This is a genomic window from Martelella mediterranea (genome assembly GCF_021021415.1).
GTDB lineage: Bacteria > Pseudomonadota > Alphaproteobacteria > Rhizobiales > Rhizobiaceae > Martelella > Martelella mediterranea_C.
The window spans coordinates 24042-41648 of record NZ_JAINWJ010000024.1 but is presented as its reverse complement, the minus strand read 5'-3'; the positions used below and the strand labels follow the sequence as shown (position 1 = coordinate 41648).

At 62.6% G+C, this 17607-nt stretch carries 19 protein-coding genes; 8 read left to right on the top strand and 11 right to left on the bottom strand.

All coding sequences use genetic code 11. The features are described from left to right. Nucleotides 1-55: 55 nt before the first annotated feature. The 4 genes from K7H91_RS15200 to K7H91_RS15185 all read left to right on the top strand — a co-directional run bounded on the left by K7H91_RS15200 (nucleotide 56) and on the right by K7H91_RS15185 (nucleotide 2409). Nucleotides 56-889: an SDR family oxidoreductase gene (locus K7H91_RS15200; protein WP_230721116.1), complete on the top strand. Its 834-nt coding sequence runs from the start codon at nucleotides 56-58 to the stop codon at nucleotides 887-889. A gap of 11 nt (nucleotides 890-900) precedes the next feature. Next, a complete protein-coding gene (locus K7H91_RS15195; RefSeq protein WP_230721130.1) occupies nucleotides 901-1410 on the top strand; it encodes an O-acetyl-ADP-ribose deacetylase in 510 nt (169 codons plus the stop codon). A 140-nt stretch (nucleotides 1411-1550) separates the two neighbouring features. Next, entirely contained in the window at nucleotides 1551-1748 is a 198-nt protein-coding gene (locus K7H91_RS15190) for a twin transmembrane helix small protein (RefSeq protein WP_018064827.1), read from the top strand. A gap of 94 nt (nucleotides 1749-1842) precedes the next feature. Continuing rightward, on the top strand, nucleotides 1843-2409 hold the full coding sequence (locus K7H91_RS15185) for a cob(I)yrinic acid a,c-diamide adenosyltransferase (protein WP_230721115.1): 567 nt from the start codon (nucleotides 1843-1845) through the stop codon (nucleotides 2407-2409). 14 nt (nucleotides 2410-2423) lie between these two features. Here the strand turns inward: K7H91_RS15185 and K7H91_RS15180 are convergent, their stop codons facing one another. Next, complete coding sequence (locus K7H91_RS15180) at nucleotides 2424-2600, bottom strand: hypothetical protein (protein ID WP_230721114.1); 177 nt, start codon at nucleotides 2598-2600, stop codon at nucleotides 2424-2426. On the opposite strand from K7H91_RS15180, the gene K7H91_RS15175 reads away from it, so the two are divergent. The 3 genes from K7H91_RS15175 to K7H91_RS15165 all read left to right on the top strand — a co-directional run bounded on the left by K7H91_RS15175 (nucleotide 2599) and on the right by K7H91_RS15165 (nucleotide 4797). After that, the gene (locus K7H91_RS15175; protein WP_230721113.1) at nucleotides 2599-3348 is read left to right on the top strand and encodes an electron transfer flavoprotein subunit beta/FixA family protein; all 750 of its coding nucleotides are present in this window, start codon (nucleotides 2599-2601) and stop codon (nucleotides 3346-3348) included. The two genes, K7H91_RS15180 and K7H91_RS15175, sit on opposite strands and share 2 nt — an antisense overlap. Nucleotides 3349-3362: 14 nt before the next feature. Next, entirely contained in the window at nucleotides 3363-4292 is a 930-nt protein-coding gene (locus K7H91_RS15170) for an electron transfer flavoprotein subunit alpha/FixB family protein (protein WP_230721112.1), read from the top strand. An 82-nt stretch (nucleotides 4293-4374) separates the two neighbouring features. Beyond that, nucleotides 4375-4797 (top strand): secondary thiamine-phosphate synthase enzyme YjbQ, encoded by a 423-nt coding sequence (locus K7H91_RS15165; protein ID WP_230721111.1) that lies wholly within the window; start codon nucleotides 4375-4377, stop codon nucleotides 4795-4797. 42 nt (nucleotides 4798-4839) lie between these two features. Here K7H91_RS15165 and K7H91_RS15160 read toward each other — a convergent pair whose 3' ends face one another. Continuing rightward, nucleotides 4840-5547 carry a DUF1062 domain-containing protein gene (locus tag K7H91_RS15160; RefSeq protein WP_330166012.1) on the bottom strand — a complete coding sequence of 236 codons (708 nt, stop codon included), beginning with the start codon at nucleotides 5545-5547 and terminating at the stop codon, nucleotides 4840-4842. A gap of 292 nt (nucleotides 5548-5839) precedes the next feature. Then, the gene (locus K7H91_RS15155; protein ID WP_230721110.1) at nucleotides 5840-6694 is read right to left on the bottom strand and encodes an SDR family oxidoreductase; all 855 of its coding nucleotides are present in this window, start codon (nucleotides 6692-6694) and stop codon (nucleotides 5840-5842) included. A 261-nt stretch (nucleotides 6695-6955) separates the two neighbouring features. On the opposite strand from K7H91_RS15155, the gene ampH reads away from it, so the two are divergent. After that, nucleotides 6956-8059: a D-alanyl-D-alanine-carboxypeptidase/endopeptidase AmpH gene (gene ampH, locus K7H91_RS15150; RefSeq protein WP_230721109.1), complete on the top strand. Its 1104-nt coding sequence runs from the start codon at nucleotides 6956-6958 to the stop codon at nucleotides 8057-8059. A gap of 51 nt (nucleotides 8060-8110) precedes the next feature. On the opposite strand, the gene K7H91_RS15145 is transcribed toward ampH, so the two are convergent. The 8 genes from K7H91_RS15145 to K7H91_RS15110 all read right to left on the bottom strand — a co-directional run bounded on the left by K7H91_RS15145 (nucleotide 8111) and on the right by K7H91_RS15110 (nucleotide 17566). After that, nucleotides 8111-9205, bottom strand: coding sequence for an ABC transporter ATP-binding protein (locus K7H91_RS15145; RefSeq protein ID WP_230721108.1), 1095 nt, complete (start codon nucleotides 9203-9205; stop codon nucleotides 8111-8113). An 11-nt stretch (nucleotides 9206-9216) separates the two neighbouring features. Beyond that, nucleotides 9217-10098 (bottom strand): carbohydrate ABC transporter permease, encoded by an 882-nt coding sequence (locus K7H91_RS15140; protein ID WP_230721107.1) that lies wholly within the window; start codon nucleotides 10096-10098, stop codon nucleotides 9217-9219. A gap of 3 nt (nucleotides 10099-10101) precedes the next feature. Further along, nucleotides 10102-11172 (bottom strand): carbohydrate ABC transporter permease, encoded by a 1071-nt coding sequence (locus K7H91_RS15135; protein ID WP_230721106.1) that lies wholly within the window; start codon nucleotides 11170-11172, stop codon nucleotides 10102-10104. Nucleotides 11173-11485: 313 nt separating this feature from the next. Then, on the bottom strand, nucleotides 11486-12751 hold the full coding sequence (locus tag K7H91_RS15130) for an ABC transporter substrate-binding protein (protein WP_230721105.1): 1266 nt from the start codon (nucleotides 12749-12751) through the stop codon (nucleotides 11486-11488). A gap of 402 nt (nucleotides 12752-13153) precedes the next feature. Beyond that, nucleotides 13154-14134, bottom strand: coding sequence for an aldo/keto reductase (locus tag K7H91_RS15125; protein WP_230721104.1), 981 nt, complete (start codon nucleotides 14132-14134; stop codon nucleotides 13154-13156). Nucleotides 14135-14231: 97 nt separating this feature from the next. Continuing rightward, nucleotides 14232-15113 (bottom strand): aldo/keto reductase, encoded by an 882-nt coding sequence (locus tag K7H91_RS15120; protein ID WP_230721103.1) that lies wholly within the window; start codon nucleotides 15111-15113, stop codon nucleotides 14232-14234. Between the two features lie 159 nt (nucleotides 15114-15272). Beyond that, nucleotides 15273-16394, bottom strand: coding sequence for a transporter substrate-binding domain-containing protein (locus tag K7H91_RS15115; RefSeq protein WP_230721102.1), 1122 nt, complete (start codon nucleotides 16392-16394; stop codon nucleotides 15273-15275). A gap of 20 nt (nucleotides 16395-16414) precedes the next feature. Then, nucleotides 16415-17566, bottom strand: coding sequence for a calcium:proton antiporter (locus K7H91_RS15110; RefSeq protein WP_230721101.1), 1152 nt, complete (start codon nucleotides 17564-17566; stop codon nucleotides 16415-16417). Nucleotides 17567-17607: the final 41 nt, after the last annotated feature.

Here is a 17607-nt window from a genome sequence, read left to right as displayed (position 1 = left end):
CGGCTCGCGATCCTTATATAGGAAAGACAACGCATTCGTGTACCGGAGTATCTCATTGGCCGAGCAATCCACGATTATCATCACCGGCTGTTCCAGCGGCATCGGGGCCTGGTGCGCCCGCGCGCTGGCAAAGGATGGCTGGCGGGTATTCGCCACGGCGCGGAAGCCGGAGGATATCGCCGCCCTTGAAGCCGACGGCCTCGAGGCCCTCTATCTCGATTACACGGATCAGGCCTCGATCACCGCCCTTGTGGAGGCGGTGGCGGAGCGCACCGGCGGGCGCATCGATGGGCTGTTCAACAATGGCGCCTATGGCCAGCCGGGGGCCGTGGAGGATGTCTCCACCGATGTGCTGCGCGCGCAGTTCGAGGCCAATTTCTTCGGCTGGCACGAGTTGACGCGGCAGGTCGTGCCGTTCATGCGCGCCCAGGGCCATGGCCGCATCGTGCAGTGCTCCTCGATCCTCGGCCTGTTGCCCTATCGTTATCGCGGGCCGTATTCGGCTTCGAAATATGCGCTGGAGGCGATGTCGCTGACGCTGCGCATGGAGCTGGAGGGCACCGGCATCTTCGTGAGCCTGATCGAGCCGGGGCCGATCGCATCGCGCTTCACCGCCAATGCGCTGAAACATATCCACGACAATATCGATCTTGAAGGTTCCCATCACGCGGCCGAGTACAGGAAACAGCTTGCCCGCCTTGATGGTTCGGGACCGCCCAACAAAAGCCGGCTGGAACCGGACGCCGTCCACGCCGTTCTGCTTAAGGCGCTGACGGCCAAAAGGCCGCGCCCGCATTATCCGGTCACCACGCCGGCAAAGCAGGGTATGATCCTGAAGCGCATCATGCCCTCCGACTGGTTCTACCGGCTGATGGGACGGCTAAGCTGAGGCAGGACGATATTGGAAGGATTACCGTAGAACAGGGCGATATCACGGCTTACGACGTCGATGCGATCGTCAACGCGGCCAATGCCTCGCTGCTCGGCGGCGGCGGGGTGGATGGCGCTATCCACCGCGCGGCGGGGCCCGGGCTTCTGGCCGAATGCCGGACGGTCGGCGGCTGTCAAACCGGAGAGGCGAAGATCACCGGCGGCTATGATCTGAAGGCGCGCCATGTGATCCACACCGTCGGACCGGTTTGGCACGGCGGCGGTGATGGCGAGGCCGAAAAGCTGCGGCTCTGTTACCGAAATTCGCTGGAACTGGCCGCGGCGCATGCCTGCCGGACGATCGCCTTTCCGGCGATTTCCACCGGCGTCTACGGTTTTCCGGCCGAGAGCGCCGCGCGCATCGCGGTTGCGAGCGTCGTCAGCGGGCTTCAACGCCTGCCGTCCATCGAGACGGTCTTTCTGGTTGCCTTCAGCGCGGATGCCGCGCGCCTGCTCAGCGATGCGTTGCAGGCGCACTGAGCCGGCCCTTGCAAGCGCGGCTGTTTTGTCGTCTGATGGCACCGGTTTCCGAAGCATTCCGCTGTCAGCATCGGAATGCGGCAAGACAAAGAGATGGAGCGGGTCAGCGCTTTTGATGTGACCACGCTCCGGGAGAGAAAATGTCCACGGTATTCGTTTTCGCCACTGTCATCGTGATGCTGCTGGTGGTGTTCTTCCTGGCCCGCGGGCTCATCAACATGATGCTCGGCGGCAGTCCCCAGCATTCCAACAAGATGATGCAGGCCCGCGTCGCGTTCCAGGCGCTTGCCATCATCCTGATCATGATCACGCTTTGGTTGATGCAATCCGGTCATTGATTTCGCCCGGCAGGTCAAAATTACGTTGCACGGCCTTGCCTTTTGCAACCGGTTTCGCTCAATAGCGGCTGACTGAAAGAACTGCGACACAATCATGGTCAAACTGAACAAGATCTACACTCGCACCGGCGATGACGGCACCACCGGGCTCGCGGCCGGGCCGCGCCGAAAAAAAGCCGATGTCCGGATGGCGGCGATCGGCGATGTCGACGAGACCAACGCCGCGATCGGCCTTGCCCGGCTGCAGGAGGCCGGCGAATATGACGCGGCGCTCGCCCGCATCCAGAACGACCTGTTCGATCTCGGCGCCGATCTGGCAACGCCGGAGACTGGCGAGGCGCTCGGCTACGAGCCGCTCAGGATCGTCGACGCCCAGGTGGCGTGGCTTGAGGCCGAGATCGACCGTCTGAACGATGCGCTGTCGCCGCTGACCTCGTTCATTCTGCCGGGCGGCAGCGCGCTTGCGGCGCATCTGCACATGGCGCGCACGGTCTGCCGGCGCGCGGAGCGGGCGATGACGCGGCTTGCGGAGACGGAAGCCGTCTCGCAGCCGGCACTGCAATATATCAATCGCCTCTCCGACCTGCTGTTCGTCGCGGCCCGCCATGCCAATGGCCAGGGAGAGCGCGATGTGCTGTGGGTGCCCGGAAAAAACCGCTGATTGCGCGGCCGAGGTCAAATTGCAGTGAAGTTTTTTTGCGAAAGACGGGAAAACAAACTATCCATGTCGCCGATTGGCAAGCGACTATACCACAAAGTCAGCATGGTCCCTTGCATGAAGCCGGCGGCGGTGCCGGAGAGAAGATTTTGCGCGTTCGGCCGGTAACGGCCGTGAGTTTGGAGGATGAACATGAAAATTCTGGTCCCGGTCAAACGGGTTGTCGATTACAACGTCAAGATCCGCGTCAAGCCGGATGGCACCGGCGTCGAGCTCGCCAATGTCAAGATGTCGATGAACCCGTTCGATGAAATCGCGGTGGAAGAGGCGCTCAGGCTGAAGGAAGCCGGCAAGGCGGAAGAAGTCGTTGCCGTCTCGATCGGCCCGGCCAAGGCGGAAGAGACGCTGCGCACCGCGCTCGCCATGGGCGCCGACCGCGCCATCCTGATCGCCACCGACGAGACGGTCGAGCCGCTGGCGGTCGCCAAGCTGCTGAAGAAGGTGGCCGAGGAAGAAGCGCCGCAGCTCGTCATTCTCGGCAAGCAGGCGATCGATGACGACAGTAACCAGACCGGCCAGATGCTGGCTGCCCTTCTTGACTGGAGCCAGGCCACCTTTGCCTCCAAGCTGGAGCTCGGCGAGGGCGATGCGAAAGTCACCCGCGAAATCGATGGCGGCTTGCAGACGATCTCGGTCAAGCTGCCGGCGATCGTGACCACCGATCTGCGCCTCAACGAGCCGCGCTATGCCTCGCTGCCGAACATCATGAAGGCCAAGAAGAAGCCGCTCGACAAGAAGACGCCCGCCGATTACGGCATCGATTGCGCCCGCCGGCTGGAAGTGCTGAAGACCGAGGAACCCGCCGCGCGCAAGGCCGGGATCAAGGTCGCATCCGCCGCCGAACTGGTGGACAAGCTGAAAAACGAAGCCGGCGTATTGTAAGGGGAGCCCGCGACATGACCATACTTCTTCTCGCCGAACATGACGGTAGCGCCGTTTCCGAACAGACCGCGAAGGCCGTCACCGCCGCTGCCGCGATCGGCGGCGATATCCATGTGCTGGTGGCGGGCCAGGGCTGCGCCGCCGCCGCCGAAGAGGCGGGCAAAATCGCCGGCGTCTCCAAGGTCCTCATTGCCGAAAGCGATGCGCTGGCCGAGGCTCTCGCCGAGCCGCTGGCGGCCACGATCCTCGATCTCGCCGGCGGCTATGACGTGATCATCGCCGCCGCGACGGCGATCGGTAAGAATGTGATGCCGCGCGTGGCGGCGCTTCTTGACGTGATGCAGGTGTCCGAAATCATCGAGGTGATCGCGCCCGACACGTTCAAGCGCCCGACCTATGCCGGCAACGCCATCGAGACGGTGAAATCGCATGATGCCAAGAAGGTGATCACCGTGCGCACGGCAAGCTTCTCCGCCGCCGAAATGACGGGTTCCGCGCCGGTCGAGACGGCATCTGCCGCGGCCGATCCGGGGCTTTCGAGCTTCGTCGAAAACGCGATCTCGGCCTCCGAACGGCCGGAACTGACGTCCGCGAAGATCATCATTTCCGGCGGTCGCGCCCTTGGCTCCTCGGAAAAATTCCAGGAGGTCATCCTGCCGGTGGCGGACAAGCTGGGTGCGGCCGTCGGCGCCTCGCGCGCCGCCGTCGATGCCGGCTTTGCGCCGAACGACTGGCAGGTCGGCCAGACCGGCAAGGTGGTCGCCCCCGATCTCTACATCGCCTGCGGCATTTCCGGCGCGATCCAGCATCTGGCCGGCATGAAGGATTCGAAGGTGATCGTCGCGATCAACAAGGACGAGGAAGCGCCGATCTTCCAGGTTGCCGATTACGGCATTGTCGGGGACCTGTTCACGGTATTGCCGGAGCTTGAAAAGGCGCTCTGAGGCGCGATCTTGCGGTTTATCCCCGGCCTGAAGGCCGGGGATTTCGACGGGGGCCGCCCGTTGCGAAAACGCGGAGGACATCATGCCCCAGACCAGCCTGACCATCGAGACAAGTGGCCAGGGCCTCTACGAGTTTACCGAGGACGCCGCGCGGTTCGTGCGCAACGAGGCGATGAACGAGGGACTGCTGACGGTGTTCGTGCGCCACACCTCCTGCTCGTTGCTGATCCAGGAAAACGCGGACCCTGACGTCCAACGTGACCTGAAGGCCTATTTCTCGCGGATCGCGCCGCCGGCCAATGACCCCTCGATGGATTATCTCGTCCATCGCCTTGAAGGTCCGGACGATATGCCGGCCCATATCAAATCGGCGCTGACCCAGGTTTCGGTCTCCATCCCGGTTTTCGACGGCCGCATGGTGCTCGGCACGTGGCAGGGCATCTACCTGTTCGAACACCGCGACCGCCCCCACCGCCGCGAGCTGGTGCTGCACCTGTCTCCCTGACGGTAAAGAGTCGTCCCCGCGCTTTGCGCCATCCTCGGGCGGCTACATTGCGGTTCCGGTTACCATTGCAGACCAATAACGGGGGTCCCTTTCTTCCCCGGCGAGTGACAACGTGACGACGGTGCCCGACCGGACACGGTGACGCAAAATGTCATCGCGATGGGCGCTCGCTTGAAGCAATCCGCGATCGGCGAGGGCTTTCACGCGGGTGCGCGACAGTCCGAGTTCGTTCGCCAGCAACCGGTCGAGGCGCAGGCTCGCGGGGAGAGACGCCACCATTTCGATTGCGACGGTCGAGAAATCGCCGGCATTGATGATCACGGCCTTTTCGACATGAACCTCTGGAAATTCATCAATGCGCTGGGCCTTTCGTCTGACCGCGCTGATATTGAAGGCCTCGGATCTGACCCAATCGGGATCATTGCTTTTCAACGCCTCCAGAATGGCGGGGTTGATGTCGCGAACGCTCTGGCGTTCGAAGATTGGCCGGTTCCATGTTCTGTCGCATGTCAGGCATTTGTAGATAAGCCAGGCGTCAAGCTTTCGGCCATTGGCATTGAGGCGGATTTTTCCGCTGGGCTGAAAGGGTTTGACGTCCCGGCATCCGCTGCAGGTAATCCAGGGCTGGGGCGCTTTCAGCGGCGTGATGGTCCATCGGACCCGTAATTCCTTGCACATAAGTTCTTGGTCTTCCGTTCGGAAGTCCACCAAGAGGTGCATGAGAAAACCCGTGCGGGCGCGGCATGGCAAACTGTATGGGTGACTGAAGAGCTGGCGCAGCTATGCTGCGCATGGCGCATTTCAACAATGCCAAACCGGTCTCTTGCAGCCACCTGACGGACATAAGATACAGCCGGCAGCGTCATGCTGCTCAGCCGCACAGGTGAAACTGGATCGAGACCGGTATTACTTAGGCAAAGTCTACCCCAACGCGTCATTGCTCTTCGGTAATCTGCATAGCAGACGGACTATTTCAGCACGAGCACGGGTTTTGCGTCCGCACTGAAACAATGGGCGATGATGTTTTTGCGCAACACGGAGATTATCCGCCGACAAGCTCCCCACCATTGGGGTGGAGCACCTGGCCGCTAATATAGGAAGAATCCTCGCAGGCGAGGAACAGCAGGCTGGGCGCGACCTCGTTTGGCTGACCCGGGCGCCCGAGCGGCGCGCTCTTTCCGAATGATTCGACCTTCTCCTTGGGGAAGGAGGCCGGGATCAGCGGGGTCCAGATCGGGCCGGGCGCAACGCCGTTGACGCGAATGTTCTCGGAAGCGAGATTGCCGGACAGCGCCCGGATCAGCGACAGCAGCGCGCCCTTGGTCGAGGAATAGTCGATGAGCAGCGACTGGCCGCGATAGGCGGTGACAGACGTCACCAGAATGATCGACGCGCCGGACTTCAGATGCGGCCGCGCGGCCTTCAACAGGTGGAATGCGCCGAAAATATTGGTCTTGAAGGTGCGGGTGAGCTGCTCCTCGGTAATATCGGCGATGTCATCCTGGGCGTGCTGTTCGGCGGCGTTGTTGACCACCACGTCGAGCCTGCCGAACCGTTCGATGGTCTTGCCGACCAGTTTCTCGGAGGTTTTCGGATCGCCGATATCGCCGGCGAAAAGAAAGGCCTCTCCGCCCTCTTCCTTGACCTGTTTCAGCGTGATCTCGGCATCCTCGTCCTCCTCCTTGTAATGGATGGCGAGCTTCGCGCCCTCGCGGGCGAACAGGATGGACGTCGCCCGCCCGATGCCGGAATCGCCGCCGGTGATGATGACGACCTTGTCCTTCAGCCGGTCGGAGCCCGCAAAGCGCGGCATATAGTCGGGCTGCGGGTGCATTTCCTCTTCCGAACCGGGTTGGCGGTCCTGAACCTGTCCTACGGGTGCTTTCGTGCCGGCCATGAGCCTGTCCTTCCGTTTGCAAATCTCGCGCGGCCTCCGCGCCTGTCTTCCTGCTAAAGCGATAAGGCGGGCATCTTGTTCCGGCCACCGGGACACGGGCCTTTGAAAACTGCCGGATGCGCGGCGGGCGCGCCCCGCGCGGTTTTCCGGCATTTCGTCGCGAAGTGTGTTAGCTTGAGCTTATCAGCCTGATGGGGGAGGGGCTCCGGGACGGATCCTCTGCGACAGCGCGCCTTTTGAAAAAATAAGATTGGAACTCAAATGAGATACGCCTTTGCAGCAATCGCACTTCTGGCGGCAACGCCCGCCGCCGCCAGCGATCCGATACTTGATGAGGCCGTCGAGTTTACGGGTCAGATCTTCCACCTCGACACCGGCGTGCCGGGCCTCGTCATCGCGGCGGTTCGCGGCGGCGAGAGCGTCGTCTTCGGCTTCGGCGAGATCGCCAAGGGCAGCGGGCGGGAGCCGGATGGCGACACCAAGATTGGCGTCGGGTCGGTGACCAAGACCTTTACCGGCCTCTCCCTCGCAACGCTTGCCGCGGATGGCGCCGTCTCGCTCACCGACCCCGTCGGCGCGCATGCGCGCGTAGTCGATGCGCTGCCTGCGATGGACGGCCGGGAAATCCGGCTGATCGACCTTGCCACCCATTCGAGCGGCCTGCCGCGCGAACTCGTCGAGGTCGAAGGCGTCGAAAGATACAGCGATGAATCCTTCGCCGCCAATCTTTCGGCCGATCCGCTGTTGTTCGCGCCGGGCAGCGGCATCGCCTATTCCAACGTCGGCTTCGACGTGCTGGCGATGGCGCTTGCCGACATTGGCGGGCAAGACTATGCGGCTCTGCTCAAAGCCGGCGTTCTTGACCGGATCGGTCTCATGTCGACGAGCTACGACCGGCTCACGGGCGAAAACGCCATGACCGGTTATGACTGGAACGGCAATGAAATCGACCCTGGCGAACCGATCGAAAACCGCCAGGGGGCGTCTGGCCTCTACACCACGGCCAACGACATGGTGCGGTACCTGCAATGGAATCTCGACCGTTTCGGAAAGGATGACGCCGAAGTCCGCGCCATCAGCCATGCGGCCTGGCTGATGCGCGACGGCCTGAACCCGGTCATCGGCATGGATGAATCGGGCCATATGAACGCCATGGGGCTTGGATGGGTGATCATGATGCCGGAAGGTGATCGCCCGCTCATCATCCAGAAGGCCGGCGGCACCAATGGCGTGTTCAGTTACGTCGCCTTTGCGCCGTCGCGCGGCGTTGGCGTGTTCATCGCCATCAATCAGTTCAATTTTTCCGCGGGCATGGAAATGGCGCACTTGGTCAACGCTCTCATCGGCAGGCTCGCGCCGCGCTGAGCCGAGCCGGCGGGAAGGCGAATTTCGCATTCCCGACGCCCTGGCGCTCGCTCAGGCTGAAGTCTCGCGGGCCTCGCTTTCCACCGGAAACAGATGCGCCTTTTCCGGATCGAAGACCAGCGTGATCTCGCTGCCGGTCGCAAGCGGGCGATCTTCGGCGAGCGCTGCGACAATGCGGCCGCCGCGGGTGAGCTCGACATTGATCACGGTTTCGGTGCCGAGCCGTTCCACCAGCGTGACCTTGCCGTGCAGCCCGCCCGCCGTGCCGCTTTCCACGACATCGAGATACTGCGGACGGAGACCCAGCCGGGCCGTGGTCCTGCCGGCGAAGTCGAAGCGTGTCTTCGGAATGGTGACCGGGTCGAGCGCCTCCGACCTGACGGTGATGCCTTCGCCGGTGGCCTCGACGATATCGACATCCATGAAATTCATCGAGGGCGAGCCGATGAAGCCGGCGACGAACAGGTTGGCGGGCTCGTGGTAAAGCTCCATCGGCGTGCCGACCTGCTGGACCACGCCATCCTTCAGCACCACGATCCGGTCGGCGAGCGTCATCGCCTCGACCTGGTCGTGGGTCACGTAGATCATGGTGGCGTCGAGCTGGTTGTGCAGCTTGCCGATCTCCATGCGCATGTCCATCCGGAGCGCCGCATCGAGATTGGAGAGCGGCTCATCGAACAGGAACACCGCCGGATTGCGCACGATCGCGCGGCCGATCGCCACGCGCTGGCGCTGGCCTCCGGAAAGCTGCGAGGGACGGCGGTCGAGGAGGTGCTCCATCTGCAGGATGCGCGCGGCACGGCTCACCGCCTCTTCCTTCTCCTTCTTCGGCACGCCGGCGATCGTCAGCCCGAAGGCGACGTTTTCGCGCACCGACATGTGCGGGAAGATCGCATAGGTCTGGAACACCATGGCGATGCCGCGCTCCTTCGGCTGCAGGTCGTTGACCGTCCTTCCGCCAATCTCGAGCGTGCCGCCGGTGATGTCCTCCAGCCCCGCGATCATTCTGAGCAGCGTGGACTTGCCGCAGCCCGAGGGGCCGACGAACACGACGAACTCGCCATCCTTGATATCGAGATCGACGCCCTTGATGACCTCGACCTTGCCGTAGGATTTGCGGACCGATTTGAGCGACAGTTCTGCCATTTCATTCTCCCTCAGCCCTTCACGCCGGTCGACGCGATCGATGCGATGAATGCGCGTTGCAGCACCAGATAGAACGCCAGCACGGGCACGGTGATCAGCGACAGATAGGCCATGACCTCGCCCCACGGCACGTTGAGCTGGAAGAAATAGCCGAGCCCGACCATGATCGGCCGGTGGGCCTCGTCCTGCACCACGATCAGCGGCCAGAGATATTGTTCATTGTACATTTTCAATGCCTTCAGGATGGCGGCGGTGGCGATCACCGGTCCGGAGAGCGGCATCACCACCCGGCGGTAGATCTGCCACCAGCTCGCTCCTTCCGCGCGCGCGGCCTCGATCAGCTCGCGCGGCAGATCCTTGAAATACTGCACGAACAGGAAGATCGTCAGCGCATCGGCGATCCAGGGAATGATCTGGACGCGGTAGGTGTTGAGCCAGCCCCAGGAAAATCCATCGAGGCCGATCCAGGGCAGGCGCGAGACGAATAGAAGCAGCGGGATCGCGATGGTCTCGAACGGAATGATCAGTGTGGCGAGCACGATTGACAGCACCACCGCATTGCCGCGCCACCGGACGAAGGTGAAGGAAAACGCCCCGAGCGAGCAGAGGAACAGCGAGGCCAGCACCGTGATCGTGGTCACCATCACCGAATTGAACACGAACAGCCCGATCGGCGCGCGACGGAACGCGCCGGCATAATTCTCGAGGCTGATATCGCCGACCGGCAGGAAGGCGCGCAGCGAGGACGTGTCGTTCAGAAGCTGGTTGTCGGGCTTCAGCGACGACATCACCATGAACAGGAGCGGCAGCAGGAACACCAGCGCCACCAGCACCAGGACCAGATAGCGGACGGCGAGCCTGAGACCGTGATTGTCGTAAGTGATCGCGGCCATGGCTCAGTTCCTTTCCCGCGTGAAATAGCGCTGCGCCAGCGAGATCGCGAGCACCAGCACGAACAGCACGACCGAGATGGTGGAGCCGCCGGAAATATCCTGCCGCCCATAGCCGCGCTCGACGGCCTGGAACACCAGCGTCTGGGTGCTGTCGAGCGGTCCGCCCTTGGTCATCACGTCGATCTGGGCGAACACGGCGAAGGCCTGCATGGTGATCACCACCAGCACCAGCACGGCGGTGTTGCGCAGCCCCGGCCAGGTGACGTAGCGGAAGGTCTGCCATTTCGACGACCCCTCGATCGCGGCTGCCTCGTAGAGCGTCGGCGGTATGGTCTGGAGACCGGCAAGCCAGATCACCATGTGGAAGCCGACCGCCTGCCAGATCGACATCGCGATGATCGAGCCGAGCGCGGTATGGGTATTGCCGAGCCAGTCCACCGGCTGGAACAGGCCGAAGGTCAGGCCGGATAACAGCGCGTTCAAAAGCCCGTCATTGCCGTCATAGATAAACCGCCAGAGCAGCGACACGACCACGATCGAGACCACGACCGGCATGAAGAACACGGCCCGGAACACATTGACGCCGCGTAATCGCTGGTTGATCAGAAGCGCGAGCCCCAGCGCCAGCCCGGCCTGCACGGGCGCGGTGACCGCGACGAAGATCAGCGTGTTGACCAGCGCGCGCATGAACACCACGTCGCGCGCCACCACCACATAGGCGGTGTTTCCGGCATGGACGCGGAACCATTCGCGCATGCCGCGATATTGCGGGTAATCGTCGGAACGGGTGAGGGAGCGCACGCGCGGATATTCGAGATTGCCGTCCTTGTCGCGCGCCAATGAGCCGTCATCGGCGATTTCCGGTTCCAGCTTGATGACATTGAGGCCCAGCAGGTCGCGATAGTTCTCCGCGCCGACATAGCGGGTCGGGTTTGGCGAGATCAGCCGCTGGTCGGTGAGCGAGAATGCGATCGCCAGAAAGAACGGAAGGATGATGAACAGGCCGATGAGCAGGATTGAAGGGGCCGCAAACGCCCACCCGGCCCCGTTGTTTTCCGTCAGTTTCCGGCTCATGTGTCTGTCCTGTCTTTCGCCCCGGGCGTGCTTGATTTCCCAACATCATTCGCTCTATGTCGGACGACAAACGCCCGCCATTTACTCCGCGTCACCCTCGGGCTTGACCCGAGGGTCCAGGCGGCAATCTCCGTCGTGGGAATGGATCCTCGGGTCAAGCCCGAGGATGACCCGGAGAGGAGGAGGGGCATCGCACAGCCGCTGTTCTGCAAATTCACCAAAATCGTCTCGTCCCGGAAGGGGGAGATTGGTTGGAGCAAGCCACCTCCCAGGCAAACCAAAAGGGCCGGCCGAAGCCGGCCCCTTGTCCCCCTTAACCGCCGTGGCCGTAGCCCTGGTTGCGGTCGATGTCGGTGTCGATCTCGTCGACCGCGCCATCGAGCGTATCGGCGACGTCCGCGCCATTGGCGATATCGGCGATCGCCTTCTGGAACACGCTGGTCTCCACCACATAGCCGGGCGTGACCGGACGCAGCGTTCCCTGCGCATCCGACAGGCCGTAGAACACGGCAAGCGGTGCGCCTTCCTTGTAGAAGTCCGACATATCGGCGGCAGCCTGCGTGGCCGGCACGAGACCGATACCGTTGGAGAAATCCGCCAGATACTGGTCCTGAATCGCGAATTCGATAAAGGCCGCCGCCCCCTCGGGATGTTCGGAAGATTCCGAGATGCCGAGCTGCCAGCTCGCCGCGCCGATCTTCGGTCCCTCGCCGAAATCGGGGGCGGGCAGGAAGACCACGTCATCAAAGGCGTCGAGCTTGGCGCGCGCCGTCCAGTTTCCGTTCCAGTCGATGGCGTAGTCGCCGTTGATGAAGCCGCTCTGATGGTCGGCCGGGTCCTGGCTCGGTCCGGGCGCGAGGCCGCGCTCGAACAGCGACTGCCACCATTCGCCAAAGGCAATCGCCGCCTCGCCGTTCAGCACGCCCTCGGCGCTCTGGTAGTCGGAGCGGTCGATAAGGTCGCCGCCGAAGGATTGCAGGAAGGGCAGGAAGGCATAGGTGTACCACTCGCCCGCATCCGCCATGCCGAGGTTCAGCGGATATTCGAAATCGCCGCTCTCCTTCAGCTTGACGAGAATGTCGTCGAATTCCTCCGCTGTCCACGGCTCTTCCAGCGTCGGCTTGCGGATGTCGTATTTGTCGAGATAGGACTGGCGGGTCATCATCGCCAGCGCCGCGTCCCACAGGCCGACGGAATAGATCTGGCCGTCCCATTCGCCGATCGCGCCCGGCAGGAAGCCGTCGAGCTTGGCCTTGTCGATCGGCAGCGGCTGCATGTAGCCGGACCATGCCCAGTTCGGCATGATCGGGCCATCGACATCGATAATATCCGGCAGATTGCCAGCGAGTGCGGCGGCCGTCACGGAGTCGTTGTAGGAATTCTCGGGGAAGCTTTCGAGCACCACCTCCCAGTCATCCTGGCTTTCGTTGAAGTCGGAAACGATGTTTTTCAGAATACTCGATTCCGTCTCGTTGCCGGCGCCGTGATACCACATCGTCAGTTCCGTGGCGGCATAACCGGTCGCGGGCAGCGCCGTGGTCGCCATCAGCGAGGCCAGGATGAAAGCTGTCTTCTGCATGTTATCTCCTCCGATAAACTGCGCTCAGGCGGAATTGCCTGAAGGCGCGGCGGCGTGGCCACCGCAGTGAACGTTTTTCGGGAGGGCATGCCGCGCAAGCGGCGGGCGGGACTGTTCCCCGGCCGAAGCCGGAACCCACGAGGGAAGAGGTGGCGGGGGCCTTCCGGCGCACAGACGAACGGTAAAACGTTCCGCGCGCGCGTCATGTCATGACACCCTCCCCGTGCCAGGACAAAGCCACCCCGCCAGTGTCCTGCCGGAGGCGGGACACATCTGATGGTTAACGGTTTACTAACACGAAAGTTCCCCCGGGCTCAACCGGCGGGCGCAATCACTTTCGCCACCGGTCTTCGGCGCGGCCTGACCGGTGCCAGAAACCGGAGGCAACGACGCGGGGGGACATTATTTGAAACCCATGACGCGGTGGGGGATATAGGGCGCCTCAAGCCGCGAAATCTCATCATCGGTAAGAGACAGTTCCAGCGCGCCCGCGGCATCATCCAGGTGATGCGGCTTGGAGGCGCCGATGATCGGCGCGGAGACGACCTTTTTCGACAGCACCCAGGCAAGCGCCACCTCAGCCATCGGCACGCTGCGTTCCTTGGCGATCGCCTCGACGGCCTCAACCACCTTGCGGTCGGCCTCGGCGGTTTCGGCAAACAGGGACTTGCCGAATTCGTCGGTCTCGGTGCGGTTGGTTGCGGTGTCGAAGGGCCGGGTCAGGCGGCCGCGCGCCATCGGGCTCCACGGAATGACGCCGATGCCCTCGGCCTCACACAACGGCAGCATCTCCCGCTCTTCCTCGCGATAGAGCAGGTTGACGTAGTTCTGCATGGTCGAAAACCGCGTCCAGCCATTGGCCTTCTGGGTGGCGAGCATGGTGGCGAACTGCCAGGCATGCATGGAGGAGGCGCCGATATAGCGCGCCTTGCCGGCCTTCACCACGTCGTGGAGCGCTTCCAGCGTTTCCTCGATCGGGACGTCGTAGTCGAAACGGTGGATCTGGTAGAGGTCGACATAATCGGTGCCGAGCCTGCGCAGCGAATTGTCGATTTCCTGCATGATCGCCTTGCGCGAAAGGCCCGCGCCGTTGGGGCCCTCATGCATCCTGCCGTGAACCTTGGTGGCCAGCACGACCTCCTCGCGCCGGGCGAAGTCCTTCAGCGCGCGGCCGACGATCTCCTCCGAGGTGCCGGCGGAATAGACATTGGCGGTGTCAAAGAAGTTGATCCCGTCCTCCACCGCCTTGCGGATGAAGGGTCGGCTTTCCTCTTCGCCAAGCGACCATGGGTGGCTGCCCTTGTCGGGCGCGCCATAGGTCATGCAGCCAAGGCAAAGGCGGGAGACATCGAGGCCGGTGCGGCCGAGCTTGACGTATTTCATGGCAGGAAATCCCCTTTTTCGTCAGGGTTGACGATATTTCCGCCGCCGGCAAGGCGAAAATGCAGCCGGCGGCGCTGTGGCTTTTCGAGGTCGCGGATCAGGCCGCCTTTTCGAAGGCCTTCTTGCCCTCGGAATCAAGGGCTGCAAACTCCTCGTCCGACAGCGTGATGTTTGCCGCCGCGACATTCTCCTCCAGATGCTTGACCTTGGAGGTGCCGGGGATCGGCAGCATGACCGGGCTGCGCTTAAGCACCCAGGCAAGCGCGATCTGGCTCGGCGCCGCGTCGTGCTTTTTGGCGATCTCATCCAGCAGCGAGCCCGGGTTGGCGAGGTCGCCGGCGGCCAGCGGGAACCACGGAATGAAGCCGATATTGTTTGCCGCGCAGTAGTCCAGAACGTCTTCGCTGGTGCGGTCAACAAGGTTGTAGCGGTTCTGAACGGTGGCGACGGGGAAGATTTTGTTGGCGGCCTCGATTTCGGCGACCGACACCTCGGATAGACCGGCATGGGCGATCAGGCCCTCATCGAGAAACTCTTTGATCGCGCCGAACTGTTCGTCGGCGGGCACCTTGTCGTCGATGCGGTGAAGCTGCCAGAGGTCGATCTGTTCGACGCCCAGATTGCGCAGGCTCTTGTGAACCTGCTGGCGCAAATATTCCGGCCGGCCAACCGGAATCCAGACATTCGGCCCGGTGCGGGTCAGCCCGCCCTTGGTGGCGATCCTTACCTCGTTATAGGGATGGAGCGCTTCCTTGATCAGCCATTCGGAGATGTCGGGACCGTAGCTGTCGGCGGTATCGATGAAATCGACGCCGAGTTCCGGCAGGCGCTTCAGGGTGGCCAGCGCGCCTTGGCGGTCATCCGGCTCGCCCCAGATGCCCTTTCCGGTGATCCGCATGGCGCCATAGCCGAGGCGATTGACCTTCAGCTTGCCGCCGATGGAAAATGTGCCGGCCTTGTCGGCGATTTTGTCAGCCATCGTTGTCTCCCGTAATGGAAAATGAATTGCGCAGGCCCGCGGGAAGGCGGTCTGCTGTGCATGAGGGATTTCAATTTTCCATCTGACTTGGGACAGGCCGAATGCGATTTCAAGGCGGCGGTTTCTCACGCGGCAAGCGCCGCCGCCTCGGAATCCTCGTTAACGCTCATTGCCGAAATACTGCTGCGCCAGGTTGCGCACCACGCCGTCTTCCTGCAGCGCCAGAAGGCGCACCGTGATCGGCTGGATCAGCGTGTCCTGGCCATAGGGCAGGGCGAAGCCGAACTTGTCGGGGGCGAAGATACGGCCGACGACATCGAGGCCGAGTTCGGGATTTTGCGCCTTGTAATATTCCAGCACCGGCGCATCGCCGACGATCGCGTCGATCTCGGCGCCGCGCAGCGCCGCGACGGCGTCGTCCATGCCGGTATAGGTGATGAAATCGACGCCGTTGCGGCGCATCCGGTTTTCGGCGGTCGACCCCCTGAAGACGCCGACGGTGCGGCCCGGCAGGTCATCGGGCCCGGTAATGCTGCCGGTGATCGCGATGCTGGTCATCACGCTGGTGACCGATGAGGTGATGTAGGCAACGACGGCAATGCCGATGATCAGCCAGAAGGCCGAGAAAATCTTGCCGTACCAGCCGAAAAGCTTGGCGCGGCCCGGAAGCGTGCCCCTGGTCACCACCAGCATCACGGCATAGAAACTTTCGGCTATGCCTTCGCGCCAGCGCCTGGGAAAATTCTTGTCGAAATGGCGGTCGAATACTGTCAGCCCGATCGTGCCGAGCAGGATGAACACGAGCAGCCAGGCGTAGTATCGCAGGTAACCGGCCTCGGCGAGACCGTTCCAGACATTCACAAGGGAAGACGTGGTCCGGTTATCGATCATGATGCGCAGACCGGAATCGAACCAGGGCTGGGTGAAATCGACCAGTTCCGCGCGCTCCTCGGTAATCGAAATCGCGCCGACCGCCACATCGACCTCTCTCGCCGCCGTCGCCGCGAGCAGGTCGGCGACGGTTTCATATTCGACATAGGTCGGATCGATGTTGAAGCCTTCCTCGATCTCCCGCCAGAGTTCGCTCGCCATGCCCGTTATGGTGCCGTCGTCCTGCCTGGTGATGAACGGCGGCAGCACGCGGTAGCCGACCCTGATCTGCAGCGGTTCGCCGGTCTGCTGGCTGAAGGAGGGAATGGCCGATCCGCACACTGCGACAAACAACACTGAAAAAAGAAGGCCCCAACGGTAGCGTTTCAGGCATTGGCTTGCTTTTGACATCTGTCGGGCGGTCCTTTCGGTTATCCCCTGTAGATCAGGAGAAGGAAGGCAACGAAGAGCAGGAAATGCACCGCGCCCTGCAACAGGTTGGTGCGCCCGCTGGAAAATGTGACAATGCTGACGACAAGGATCAGCACCAGAAGCAGCGCGTCCGTCGGCGCGAGGCCGAGCTGCAGGTTGAGGCCGAGCGCGCTGGAGACCGCGAGCATGATCGGAACGGTCAGCCCGATCGTGGCGAGCACCGATCCGAGGAATATATTCACGGAGGATTGCAGACGCTTGTTCAACGCGGCCTTGACCCCGCCGATGCCTTCCGGCGTGGTGACCAGGATGGCCATCAGCACCCCGCCGATCACGCCGGGCGCGCCGCGGGTCTCGATGATATAGTCGACCGGCTTGGCGAGCTGCTCGACGAGATAGACCACCGGCAGGATGTAGCAAAACAACAGGATGACGCTCAGCCAGAGCGGCCCCGAAGGCTTTTTGTGTTCTTCGGTGGGCGCCCCGTCTTCTTCCGGCTGGGCGAAATAGCCGCGATGCCGCCCGGTCTGCATCATCAGGAAAATCAGATAGAGCCCCGCCGCCATCAGGCCGAGCATCACCTTTTGCAGGTCGCTCAGGGTCGGCCCTTCGGTGGAGCGGGTGAAGTTGGGCAGGATCAGGCTGAACACGGCGAGCGGAATGATCACGCCCAGATAGGCGTTGGCGCCCTGCAGGTTGAAGGTCAGCTCGCGATGGCGCAGCGCGCCGAGCAGCAGCGAAATGCCCAACATGCCACCCATGATGATCATCACCACCGAAAACAGCGTATCACGCACCAAGGCGGGGTTGTTCTCACCGTTCAGCATTACCGCGGTGATGCTCAAAACTTCGATGCCGGTGATCGACAACGTCAGCACCAGCGTGCCGAAGGGCTCACCCAGCCGCCCGGAAATCGCCTCCGCGTGACGCACGACGCCGACGGCGGATGCCAGGATCACGAAAAAGAACCAGGCGAGCAGAAAGGTGAGCTTCAGCGGATGGCCCATGTCGTGAAACAGCCTGTCTTCGAACAGGAGGGCGATGATGCTGGTGATAATGGCAATCCCGAGCACGCGCTCGCGTCTGACGAAGGCGATAAGGGAGGGCTGCCCCGCTGCTTCGGGCGCGCTATGCTCGCTGGTCAAGGGCATGCCTCCTGATATCGGACGGTGCCGTCGCCTTGAGACGGCTC

Coding starts and splice junctions, on each gene's coding strand:
- K7H91_RS15190 (WP_018064827.1), top strand. CDS start 1,551: ATGTCCACGGTATTCGTTTTCGCCACTGTCATCGTGATGCTGCTGGTG.
- K7H91_RS15185 (WP_230721115.1), top strand. CDS start 1,843: ATGGTCAAACTGAACAAGATCTACACTCGCACCGGCGATGACGGCACC.
- K7H91_RS15175 (WP_230721113.1), top strand. CDS start 2,599: ATGAAAATTCTGGTCCCGGTCAAACGGGTTGTCGATTACAACGTCAAG.
- K7H91_RS15180 (WP_230721114.1), bottom strand. CDS start 2,600: ATGTTCATCCTCCAAACTCACGGCCGTTACCGGCCGAACGCGCAAAAT.
- K7H91_RS15170 (WP_230721112.1), top strand. CDS start 3,363: ATGACCATACTTCTTCTCGCCGAACATGACGGTAGCGCCGTTTCCGAA.
- K7H91_RS15165 (WP_230721111.1), top strand. CDS start 4,375: ATGCCCCAGACCAGCCTGACCATCGAGACAAGTGGCCAGGGCCTCTAC.
- K7H91_RS15155 (WP_230721110.1), bottom strand. CDS start 6,694: ATGGCCGGCACGAAAGCACCCGTAGGACAGGTTCAGGACCGCCAACCC.
- ampH (WP_230721109.1), top strand. CDS start 6,956: ATGAGATACGCCTTTGCAGCAATCGCACTTCTGGCGGCAACGCCCGCC.
- K7H91_RS15145 (WP_230721108.1), bottom strand. CDS start 9,205: ATGGCAGAACTGTCGCTCAAATCGGTCCGCAAATCCTACGGCAAGGTC.
- K7H91_RS15140 (WP_230721107.1), bottom strand. CDS start 10,098: ATGGCCGCGATCACTTACGACAATCACGGTCTCAGGCTCGCCGTCCGC.
- K7H91_RS15135 (WP_230721106.1), bottom strand. CDS start 11,172: ATGAGCCGGAAACTGACGGAAAACAACGGGGCCGGGTGGGCGTTTGCG.
- K7H91_RS15130 (WP_230721105.1), bottom strand. CDS start 12,751: ATGCAGAAGACAGCTTTCATCCTGGCCTCGCTGATGGCGACCACGGCG.
- K7H91_RS15125 (WP_230721104.1), bottom strand. CDS start 14,134: ATGAAATACGTCAAGCTCGGCCGCACCGGCCTCGATGTCTCCCGCCTT.
- K7H91_RS15120 (WP_230721103.1), bottom strand. CDS start 15,113: ATGGCTGACAAAATCGCCGACAAGGCCGGCACATTTTCCATCGGCGGC.
- K7H91_RS15115 (WP_230721102.1), bottom strand. CDS start 16,394: ATGTCAAAAGCAAGCCAATGCCTGAAACGCTACCGTTGGGGCCTTCTT.
- K7H91_RS15110 (WP_230721101.1), bottom strand. CDS start 17,566: ATGCCCTTGACCAGCGAGCATAGCGCGCCCGAAGCAGCGGGGCAGCCC.